Source organism: Streptomyces spinosisporus, from assembly GCF_022698145.1.
GTDB lineage: Bacteria > Actinomycetota > Actinomycetes > Streptomycetales > Streptomycetaceae > Streptomyces > Streptomyces spinosisporus.
Map to the genome: position 1 here is coordinate 1,191,126 of NZ_JALDAX010000001.1, position 10,910 is coordinate 1,202,035.

Annotated in this window: 9 protein-coding genes; 5 read left to right on the forward strand and 4 right to left on the reverse strand. The window is 71.0% G+C overall.

The genetic code is table 11. The features are described from left to right. The first annotated feature begins 72 nt into the window (after positions 1 to 72). The 5 genes from MQN93_RS05210 (at position 73) to MQN93_RS05230 (ending at position 6,931) form a co-directional block, all read left to right on the forward strand. Positions 73 to 2,805, forward strand: a complete 2,733-nt coding sequence (locus MQN93_RS05210; protein ID WP_242708486.1) for an MGH1-like glycoside hydrolase domain-containing protein — start codon at positions 73 to 75, stop codon at positions 2,803 to 2,805. Next, complete coding sequence (locus MQN93_RS05215; protein ID WP_242708487.1) at positions 2,802 to 4,250, forward strand: alpha-amylase family protein; 1,449 nt, start codon at positions 2,802 to 2,804, stop codon at positions 4,248 to 4,250. The genes MQN93_RS05210 and MQN93_RS05215 overlap by 4 nt, the downstream gene beginning before the upstream one ends. A gap of 69 nt (positions 4,251 to 4,319) precedes the next feature. Then, positions 4,320 to 4,997, forward strand: a complete 678-nt coding sequence (locus MQN93_RS05220) for an NUDIX domain-containing protein (RefSeq protein WP_016431255.1) — start codon at positions 4,320 to 4,322, stop codon at positions 4,995 to 4,997. Positions 4,998 to 5,068: 71 nt separating this feature from the next. Next, positions 5,069 to 6,052: an aldo/keto reductase gene (locus MQN93_RS05225; RefSeq protein ID WP_242708488.1), complete on the forward strand. Its 984-nt coding sequence runs from the start codon at positions 5,069 to 5,071 to the stop codon at positions 6,050 to 6,052. A gap of 39 nt (positions 6,053 to 6,091) precedes the next feature. Further along, positions 6,092 to 6,931, forward strand: coding sequence for a DUF427 domain-containing protein (locus MQN93_RS05230; protein ID WP_242708489.1), 840 nt, complete (start codon positions 6,092 to 6,094; stop codon positions 6,929 to 6,931). Here MQN93_RS05230 and MQN93_RS05235 read toward each other — a convergent pair. From MQN93_RS05235 to MQN93_RS05250, 4 genes are all read right to left on the reverse strand, one after another. Then, positions 6,894 to 7,421: an NUDIX hydrolase family protein gene (locus tag MQN93_RS05235; protein ID WP_242708529.1), complete on the reverse strand. Its 528-nt coding sequence runs from the start codon at positions 7,419 to 7,421 to the stop codon at positions 6,894 to 6,896. The two genes, MQN93_RS05230 and MQN93_RS05235, sit on opposite strands and share 38 nt — an antisense overlap. 24 nt (positions 7,422 to 7,445) lie before the next feature. Continuing rightward, positions 7,446 to 8,573, reverse strand: coding sequence for an amidohydrolase family protein (locus tag MQN93_RS05240; protein WP_242708490.1), 1,128 nt, complete (start codon positions 8,571 to 8,573; stop codon positions 7,446 to 7,448). A gap of 1 nt (position 8,574) precedes the next feature. Further along, positions 8,575 to 9,978, reverse strand: a complete 1,404-nt coding sequence (locus MQN93_RS05245; protein ID WP_242708491.1) for a glutamine synthetase family protein — start codon at positions 9,976 to 9,978, stop codon at positions 8,575 to 8,577. 81 nt (positions 9,979 to 10,059) lie between these two features. Then, positions 10,060 to 10,839, reverse strand: a complete 780-nt coding sequence (locus MQN93_RS05250; protein ID WP_242708492.1) for an SAM-dependent methyltransferase — start codon at positions 10,837 to 10,839, stop codon at positions 10,060 to 10,062. Positions 10,840 to 10,910 lie beyond the last annotated feature (71 nt).

The window sequence follows — 10,910 nt, forward strand, 5'->3', positions numbered from 1 at the left end:
CCCCACCCATTGCAGCCCCGCCCGAGCCGTCCCAGTGTGGGAGCCATGCCGGGTTGGTGAGGGAGGCGGACCATGGTGGGTCGGAGTGCGGTGGGTGCCGAACGGCAGCGGATCGTGGAGGCCGACCAGGGGCGGGTGGCCTGGCGGCGGTGGGGGCCCTATCTCGCTGAGCGGCAGTGGGGGACCGTCCGGGAGGACTACAGCCCCGACGGCCAGGCCTGGTCGTACTTCACCCACGACCAGGCGCGCTCCCGCGCCTACCGGTGGGGCGAGGACGGCATCGCCGGCGTCAGTGACGACAAGCAGCGGCTGTGCTTCGCACTGGCCCTGTGGAACGGCCGGGACCCCATCCTCAAGGAGCGGATGTTCGGCCTGACCAACGCGGAGGGCAATCACGGCGAGGACGTCAAGGAGTACTACTTCCACCTCGACAACACGCCCACGCACTCGTACATGAAGTACCTCTACAAGTACCCCCAGGGCGAGTTCCCCTACGCCGACCTCGTCGCCACCAACGCCGCCCGCGGCCGCCGCGACCACGAGTACGAGCTGCTCGACACCGGAATCTTCGACGAGGACCGCTACTTCGACGTCTTCGCCGAGTACGCCAAGGCCGGCGCCGACGACCTGCTGATCGAGATCACCGCGCACAACCGCGGCCCAGAGGAGGCCACCCTCCATCTGCTGCCGACGCTGTGGTTCCGGCACACCTGGTCCTGGGCCGGCGGCACCACCGTCCCCGGCCTGCGCCGCACCGGCACCGCCGTCCGCGCCGACCACGAGGAACTCGGCGCACACTGGCTGTACTTCGACACCGACGCCCCCGTCCTGTTCACCGAGAACGAGACCAACGACGAGCGCATCTTCGGCAGCCCGAACACGACCCCGTACGTCAAGGACGGCATCGACCGTCACGTCGTGCACGGCGAGACCACGGCCGTCAACCCCGCCGCAACCGGCACCAAGGCCGCCGTCCACCACACCCTGACCATCCCCGCGGGCGCCGGCGCGACCGTCCGCCTGCGCCTGACCGACACCGAACTCACCGACCCCTGGGCGCAGTTCACGGCCGTCATGGAGGCCCGAAAAGCCGAGGCCGACGCCTTCTACGAGGACGTCGTCCCGGACGGCATGGGCGAGGACGAGCGCCGCCTGGTGCGCCAGGCGCTCGCCGGGATGCTGTGGAGCAAGCAGTACTACCACCTCGACGTCGAGCGCTGGCTGTCCGAGCACGGCGTCGACCCGCTCGCCGCCGACCCCGGCCTGCGCAACAGCGCCTGGTACCACATGATCAACGACGAGATCATCTCGATGCCGGACACCTGGGAGTACCCGTGGTTCGCGGCCTGGGACCTCGCCTTCCACACCATCGCCCTGGCCATGGTCGACACCGGCTTCGCCAAGTCGCAGCTGGAACTGCTGCTGCGCCGCCTGTACATGCACCCCAACGGCCAGATCCCGGCGTACGAATGGAACTTCGGCGACGTCAACCCGCCGGTGCACGCCTGGGCCGTCCTGTTCGTCTACGAACTGGAGAAGCACCGCACCGGACGCGCGGACCGCGCCTTCCTGGAGAACTCCTTTCAGAAGCTGACGAAGAACTTCACCTGGTGGCTCAACCGCAAGGACGTCGACGGCAACAACGTCTTCCAGGGCGGCTTCCTCGGCCTGGACAACATCGGCGTCTTCGACCGCAGCGCCCCCCTGCCCACCGGCGGCCACCTCGACCAGGCCGACGGCACCGCGTGGATGGCGCTGTACTGCCAGAACCTCATCGAGATCGCGATCGAACTCGCCGTGGACAACCCGGTCTACATCGAGCAGGCACAGATGCTGTTCGAGCACTTCGCCTGGATCGCGGTCGCCATGAACCGCATCGGCAAGGACAACGAGAGCCTGTGGGACGAGGAGGACGGCTTCTTCTACGACGTGCTGCGGCTGCCCGACGGCGGCGCCACCCGGATGAAGGTGCGGTCCCTGGTCGGTCTGATACCGCTGGCGGCGACCAGCGTGATCGGCGAACGGGTGGCCCAGGACTTTCCCGAACTGGTCGAAGGGGCGCGGGAGTTCATCAGGCGGCACCCGGCCGTCGAGGCGGTCGTCTCGCGGCGGACCCCCGCGGACCCCGAGCACAAAGGCCGCTATCTGTTCGCCCTGTTCGGCGAGGACCGGCTGCGCAGGGTGCTGGCCCGGATGCTCGACGAGGAGGAGTTCCTCGGCCCGCACGGCATCCGGTCCCTCTCGCGCCACCACGCCGAGCACCCGTACCACTTCGAGGTCAACGGCCGGACGTACGGCGTCGGTTATCTGCCCGCAGAGTCCGACTCCGGCATGTTCGGCGGCAACTCCAACTGGCGCGGCCCGGTGTGGTTCCCGATGAACCTCCTGCTGATCCGCGCCCTGCTCAACCTGCACGCCTACCACGGCGCCGGCTTCACCGTGGAGTGCCCGACCGGCTCCGGCCGGCGGCTCAACCTCTACGAGGTCGCCCGCGAGATCTCCGACCGGCTCACCGCCACCTTCCTGACCGGCGAGGACGGTCACCGCCCGGTGCACGGCGCCCAGCCCAAGTTCGCCAAGGACCCGCACTGGAAGGATCTGATCCTCTTCTACGAGTACTTCCACGGCGACAACGGCGCAGGCCTCGGCGCCTGCCACCAGACCGGCTGGACCGGCCTGGTGGCCGCCACCGCAACCCTGTTCCACAGCATCAGCGCCGAGGACGTCGAGCACGGCGGCAGGGAGGCCCTGCGACCCGCGGACGAACGGTTCATGGGCGCGAGCGACGAGGAGCCCCTGTCATGACGGTCATCCACGAGATCAACACCGTTGTCTGGCTGGGCGAGTTGAGCGCGCGGCATGGACAACGTGTCACCCTGGGCGACGTCCCCACCGAGGCCTGGGACGAGGCGGCCCGGGCCGGTGTCGACATGGTCTGGCTGATGGGGGTGTGGCGGCGCAGCCCGGCCGGTCTCGCCATCGCCCTGCGCGACGAACCCCTGCGCGCCTCGTTCCGCGACGCCCTGCCCGACATCACCGAGGCGGACATCGCCGGATCGCCGTACTGCGTACGCGACTATGTGGTGGATGAGCGGCTCGGCGGCCGGGCGGGACTGGCGGAGGCGCGCGCCCAACTGGCCGCGCGTGGCGTGCGGTTGATGCTCGACCACGTTCCCAACCATGTGGCCCCCGACCACCCCTGGCTCGCTGAACGCCCCGGCTGCCTCATCCACGGCGACCAGCAGGACCTGACCCGGTCGCCCGAGGCGTTCATCGAGGCGGGCGGGCAGATCTACGCCCGCGGCCGTGACCCCTACTTCCCGCCCTGGCCGGACGTGGTCCAGCTCAACGCCTTCAGCGACGACCTGCGCACCGCCACCGTGGACACCCTGACCGCCATCGGCGACCAGGCGGACGCCGTGCGCTGCGACATGGCGATGCTGATGATGAACGACGTCTTCGCCAAGACCTGGGGGGAGCGCGCGGGACCCCAGCCGGCGCAGGACTTCTGGCCGTACGTCATCGAGCGCGTACGGGCCCGCCACCCGGACCTTCTCTTCGTCGCCGAGGCCTACTGGGACCTCGAATGGGCCCTGCAGCAGCAGGGTTTCGACCATTGCTACGACAAGCGGCTGTACGACCGTCTGGTCCATGAGGACGCCGCCTCGGTCCGCGCCCACCTCCGGGCCGACCTCACCTACCAGCGCGGCCTGGTCCGCTTCCTGGAGAACCACGACGAACCGCCGGCCGCCGCCACCCTCCCGGGCGGACGCGAGCGCGCCGCCGCCGTCACCGTAGCCACCCTGCCCGGCGCCACGCTCTGGCACGAGGGCCAGTTCGAGGGCCGCACGACACGCCTGCCGGTGTTCCTCTCCCGCAGGCCGCCAGAGCCGGTCGACGAGGAACTGCGCGCGTTCTACGGGCAGTTGCTCCCGGCCGCGGCCACCGTGCGCGACGGCGCATGGCAGCTGCTGGACACCACCGGATGGCCGGACAACGACAGCCACCGGCACCTCATCGCCCACAGCTGGACCGGCACCCACGCCCGCCACATCGTGATCGTCAACTACTCCGGCACCCCCGCCCAGGCCCACGTGCCGCTGCCCTGGCCCGATCTGACCGGCCGCGCCTGCCGCCTGACCGACCTGCTCTCGGCGCGGACCTACGACCGAGAGGGCGACGAGCTGCTCGCGCCGGGCCTGTACGTCGACCTGCCGGCCTGGCAGTCCCATGTGCTGACCCTGAGCTGACACACGCCCGTGGTAGAAGCGGACCATGACCAACTGCTGCACCACCCCGCTGCGGACCGGGGGTGCCCGATGACCGAGGGCATCGACACCCCGGACCGCCGCGGCCGCACCGGCCTGGACCGCACCGGCCTCGACCTGACCGGAAACCCGCGCGTGAAGGTGCGGGAGGTGAAGCTGCTCTCCAGCCACTGGTACGTGGAGCGCGCCACCACCTTCGACTTCCGGCACGCCGACGGCACCTGGAGCACCCAGCAGCGCGAGACGCACGACCGCGGCAACGGCGCCACCATGCTGCTGTACGACAAGGACCGCGGAACCGTCCTGCTCACCCGGCAGTTCCGCTTCCCGGTGTATGTCAACGGCCACCCCGACGGCATGCTGATCGAGACACCCGGCGGGCTCCTGGACGACGATGACGAGCACCCCGAACTCGCCGTGCGCCGCGAGGTGGTGGAGGAGACCGGGCACACCATCGGCGAGGTCCAGCACGTCTTCGACGTCTATATGAGCCCTGGCTCGGTCACCGAACGCGTCAGCTTCTACGCCGCCGCCTACGGCTCCTCGACTCGCACCCACGAGGGCGGCGGCCTCGACGAGGAGGGCGAGGACATCGAGATCGTCGAACTGCCCTTCCGCCGCGCCCTGGAGATGATCCGCACCGGCGAGATCAACGACGCCAAGACCATCATGCTGCTGCAGTGGGCGGCGCTGGAGGGCCCGTTCGCGGATCGGGCCGAAACCCCTTGACTTGAAGTGCGCTTCAGCCTGAAGACTCCCGTTCGTGCCCGAGAACCCGGGCACGAACGGGAGGGACACCCATGAAGTACCGCACCATCGGAAGCGACCCGGCCCACCGCCGCGAGGTCAGCGTCATCGCCCTCGGGGCGATGCTCATGGGCTCGCGCACGGACGAGAAGACGTCGTTCGCCGTCCTCGACCGCTATGTGGAGGCCGGGGGAACCTTCATCGACACCTCCGACAACTACGCCTTCTGGGAGGACGGCGGCCAGGGCGGGCAGAGCGAGGAACTGCTCGGCCGGTGGCGGCGCAGCCGCGGCATCGGCGACGAGATCGTCATCGCCACCAAGCTCGGCGCCCGCCCGCTCGCCCCCGGCACCAGCTATGTCGACAACCCGGAAGGCCTCTCGGCGAAGGTGATCCGCGAGTCCTCCGAACGCAGCCGGGAGCGCCTCGGCGTGGACAAGCTGGATCTGCTCTACGCCCACATCGACGACCCCGCCACGCCCCAGCGCGAGACCGTGGAGGCCTTCGCCGCCCTGGTCGCCGAGGGCACGGTCGGCCTGCTCGGCGTGAGCAACCAGGCCGCCTGGCGGGTGGAACGGGCCCGCGCGATCGCCGCCGCGTCCGGGCTGCCCGGCTACGAGGTCCTGCAGTACGCACACAGCCATCTGCGCCCGCGCACCGACGTGCCCGACGACATGTTCCCGGACGGCAGCCTCGGCCACGCAGGCCCCGACCTGATCACCTATCTCAGGGCCGAACCCGGTCTGACCATGGTCGCCTACTCCCCGCTCCTGAAGGGCGCCTACGTCCACCCGGACAGGCTCCCGGCCGACTTCGACCACCCGGGCACCCCGCCCCGCCTCGCGGCCCTGCACGACGTGGCCCGCGAGACCGGCGCCACCGTCAACCAGGTCGTCCTCGCCTGGCAGCTGGGCGGCAGCCTCCCGATCATCCCGCTGGTCGGCGCCTCCTCGGTGGCCCAGCTGGAGGAGACCCTCGCAGCGGCCGACCTGGAACTGACATCGGACCAGCGCGCCCGCCTGGACGCCGCGCACTGATCTCATGGGGCACGGCGGTCAGGGCTCCACGGGGTCATCATGGAACCCATGAGCCCTCTTCCCGGCGAACAGTCCGTCCGCACCACCCCGGAAGGTCTTCTGTGGGAGCCCGGCGAGCGCTGGGTGCGCGGCGTCAAGGGCGACGTAACCGTCGTCGACAGCCGGCACCCGGTCCTCGTCTGGGAACCCTCGCTGCCCGTACCGACGTACGCGTTCCCGCACGGGGACGTCCGCGAGGAGCTGCTGCGCCCCGCGAGGAACCCGCGGTCGGGCGCCCACACCGGATCGAAGATCTTCTACGACCTCGAAGTCGACGGCGAGCTGCTGGAGAACGCCGCCTGGACGTTCCCGGCCGCGGACCTGGCCGAGTACATCGCCTTCGAGTGGTTCGAGCGCAGCGGCAGGGGCCTGGACCACTGGTTCGAGGAGGAGGAAGAGATCTTCATCCACCCCCGCGACCCGCACAAACGCGTCGACGCCCTGCCCAGCAGCCGTCACGTCCGGGTCGAGGTCGACGGCCAGGTCCTCGCCGACACCATCCGGCCCGTGCTGCTCTTCGAGACCGGCCTGCCCACGCGCTACTACGTCCCGCCCGAGGACGTCCACCTCGACCTCCTCGAACCCACCGACCACCACACCGGCTGCCCGTACAAGGGCACGGCCCGGTACTGGTCGCTCGGCGCCGAAGCCGACGTACCGCCGAACATCGTCTGGAGCTACCCGGAACCCCTGCCCGCCGTCGGCCCGATCCGCGGCCTCCTCGCCTTCTTCAACGAGGCCGTCGACATCACCGTGGACGGCGAGCGGCTCGATCGGCCCGTCACGCCGTTCAGCGCGATGCTCAGACGGAGCAGCCCACGTGGGCCAGCGCCTGCTTGAGCAGGACGCCGTGGCCGCCCGGCATCTCGCTCTGCACCGCCCCCGAGACGGCCTCCTGGGGGCTGAACCAGACCAGGTCGAGCGCGTCCTGCCGGGGCCGGCAGTCACCGGTGACCGGGACGACGTAGGCCAGGGAGACCGCGTGCTGACGCGGGTCGTGGAACGGTGTGATGCCCAGCGTCGGGAAGTACTCCGCGACCGTGAACGGCTGCAGTGAGGCCGGGACCCGCGGCAGCGCGACGGGGCCGAGGTCCTTCTCCAGGTGGCGCAGCAGGGCGTCACGGACCCGCTCGTGGTGCAGCACCCGCCCGGAGACCAGGGTGCGGCTGACCGTCCCGTCCGGGCCGATGCGCAGCAGCACGCCCACGCTGGTCACTTCGCCGCTGTCGTCGACGCGCACGGGCACGGCCTCGACGTACAGGATCGGCATCCGGGCCCGCGCCGACTCGAGATCGTCGGCGCTCAGCCAGCCCGGAGTGGTTTCGGTCATGTCAGACATTGCTTGATCATACTTTCAGGAGGGGCCGGGGAGGCCGTAGACGCGAAGGGCGTTGTGTGCTCCTGCCCACTCGGCGATCCGCAACGCGTCGGGCAGGCCCAGCTCGTCCGCGGCCACCCGGTCCTGAAGCAGATCGCCCAGACCGCGGCGGAAGGCGAGCGCGCCGAGATGGTAGAACTCGGCCACACCATAGGCGTCGGAGCTGTACAGCAGCTTGCGGAACGGCGTGATCTCCAGGGCCTCCTCCAGGATCGCGCGGGCGCGCGCCGGGCCCACGTGGTGCAGGGTGAGGCCCACGTCCAGATACACCTGCTCGAACACCGCCGCCAGATAGGCGGCCTGGCGCTGGTACGGCCAGCAGTGCAGCAGCAGCACCGGGATCGCGCCGCCGGTCAGATGCAGCCAGTCGGTCAGGTGCGTGGGGTCGGCCCGGTGCATCCGGATGTCGTTGTCGCCGAAGCCGGTGTGCAGCTGGAGCGGCAGGCCGAGGTCGACCGCGGTCCACAGCAGATGCCGTACGAGAACGGGATCGTCGAGGCGCCCGCCGCGCGCCGACCAGGCATGGGCCGCCGCGGTCACCTCGGCCGGGGACGGGCGGGCCGGGTCGAGGTCGAAGCCGGTGCGGTAGGCGGCCACGGACTTCACCCCGACCACACCCGGGCGCGCCACGGCCCGCTGCACGGCCGCCCGGAAGGCGTCACCGTACGCGTCCGGCTCCACGCCCGCGGCGGCCACCGCCTCGGCGACGTTCTCCAGGCGTACGACCTCGTACGCCGTCCCGCCCGCCGCGTCGGCCAGCTCCGCCGGAGTCGTGAGGCGGTCCGGCGCGTACCCGGTGTCCACACAGAACACCCCGGTACCGGACGCGGCGAGGAAGCGGCGGTTCACCTCGCGAGCGCCCAACTCGGCGCGTCGGGCGAGGTATTCGGCGGGCGGTGCATGCCGGGGCAGGTCCAGCAGCGGGCCGCAGTGGCGGCGCACGGCCACGCCGACCGGGCTGTCGAAGGACGAGATCCCGGGCCAGCTGCCGCCCTCGGTGATCAGCTCCTCGAAATACTCCCGGGACAGTTCGCCACCCACGACGCCGTGGCAGTGGTGATCCACCAACGGCAGCGCGTCGAGCGCCTCCCGGACCGCGCCCATCTCAGTACTTCCAGCGGTACGCCACCGCGACCCGCTCGTCGTCCAGCCCGTCGACCGCCGCGATCTCCCCTTCCCGTACGGCGATCACGGCGTCGGCGAGGACCGGCCCGAGCGCCGCCCGCAGCCGTTCGTCCTTGCGGAACTCCGCGACGGACTCGGCGAGCGAGGCCGGCAGCCGCCGTACACCACGGGCCGCGGCGGCCGCCGGTTCGAGGCGGGCCGGATCGCCGGTGATCTCCTCGGGCAGCGGGGCGGCCGAGGCCAGACCGTCGAGCCCGGCGGTGATCAGACCGGCGAGCGCGAGATAGGGGTTGGCGGCCAGGTCGACCGGCTTGACCTCCAGGTTGGCCGCCTGCCCGCGCAGACCCGCGGTGCCCGTGACCACGCGCAGCGCGGCCTCGCGGGTCTCGCGGCCCCAGCAGGTGAACACCCCTGCCCACTGGGAGGGTTTGAGCCGCAGATGGCTCGCCGGGCTGGGCGCGGTGAGGGCCGTGAGGGCGGGCAGATGGGTGAGCACGCCCGCCGTGAACGACTCGGCGTCGGCCGTCATGCCGTAGCGGCCCTCGCCCCCGGAGTGCAGATTGACGTCGTCGCGCCAGGCGGAGAGGTGGATGTGGCCGCCGTTGCCGACGCCCTGCGCGAGGACCGCCGGGGCGAACGACACCACGAAGCCGTGGCGGCGGGACACCGCGCGGATCGTCTGCCGCACCAGCACGCTGCGGTCGGCCGCCGCCACCGGGTCGAGTGCGCCCACCGAGATCTCGAACTGCCCGGCCGCGTACTCGGGATGGATCTGCTCGACCTCCACGCCCTGCGCGGCGAACGCGGCCAGCAGGTCGGCGGTGCAGTCGCTCAGCTCGACCTGGCGGGTGGCGCTGTAGGCGGGTCCGGTGAGGGCGGGCACGAACTCCCCGCCCTCCGTGGGCCCTTGACCCACCGACCACTCGACCTCGATACCGGCCCTGAAGGTCAGGCCGTGACGTTCGGCGGCCTCGGCGACGAGGTGGCGCAGGGCCGTACGGCTGCACCCGGGGTGCGGTTCGCCCTCCTGCGTGATCCGGTCGACCGGCGCCCACGCCCAGCCGGGCTGCCCGGCCAGGACGGTGAGTTGGTCGAGGTCGGGGTAGAGGCGCAGGTCGCCGTCCGGGGAGCCCAGCACGTCGGTGGAGACGATGGAGTCGTTCGCCAGGAACGTGTCGAACACCGGGGACATGCCCACCCCCCAGGCCGCCGCCGAGGCGAGCTTGGCGGTCGGGATCGTCTTGACCCGGCCCACGCCCGCGGTGTCGACGTAGGACAGCACGATGCCGTGCACACCCCGGCCGGCCAACTCGCCGCCGAGCGCCTTGGCCCGCTCGACGTCACCGGGGCGCCCGCCGGGGACGGGGTCGGCAAGAGTGGTCATACGTCCTCCACGGGTGCGTCTTCCACGGATACGTCCTTGGATACGTCCTAGGGGCGCGTCGTCGAACGGACGTCGCCGCCGTCAGGGTTTCACGGCCACCGCGCCGAACTGCGGCACCACAGCGGGCGTTTCGGGTTCTGCTTCCGCGCGCCAGCGGGAGCACGACACCAGTCCCGGGTCGAGGAGTTCCAGCCCCTCGAAGAACGCGGCGATGTCCTGGCCGCTGCGGGCGGTGATTGGTGGACGGGCGTGGTCGTTCCAGAACTTCATGGCCGGGATCTGGCCCGCCCCGCCGAGTGCCGGGTCGAAGGTCGGGTGGGTGAGGACCAGGAAACTGCCCGAGCACACCTCGGACATGACGTGCTGGACGATCTTCCGGGCCTCGTCGGTGTCCAGTACGAAGTTCAGGATGCCCAGCATCAACACCGCGACCGGCCGGTCCAAGTCGAGGGTCCGGGCGGCCCGTTCGAGGATCGCGGCCGGGCCGTGGACGTCCGCGTCGACGTAGTCGGTGGCGCCCTCGGGGGTGCCGGTCAGCAGGGTGCGGGCGTGCGCGAGCACCACGGGGTCGTTGTCGACGTAGACGATCCGTGCCTCGGGCGCGACCCGCCGGGCGATCTGGTGCGTGTTGTCCGCCGTGGGCAGGCCCGTGCCGATGTCCAGGAACTGCCGCACCCCGCGCTCCTCTGCGAGAAAACGGACCGCCCGGCCCAGGAACCAGCGGTCGGCGCGGGCGATGTCCCGGATCACGGGGAACATGGCGGCGACCTGCTCGCCGACCTTCTGGTCCACGGCGTAGTTGTCCCTGCCGCCGATCCAGTAGTTCCACACACGCGCGTTCTGCGCCACTCCGGTGTTCACCGCTCAGCCCCTTCTCACCCACCTGCGGCTGCCGCCGCCATTGTGCCGTCCGGTGATCACGTTGTCTGGGG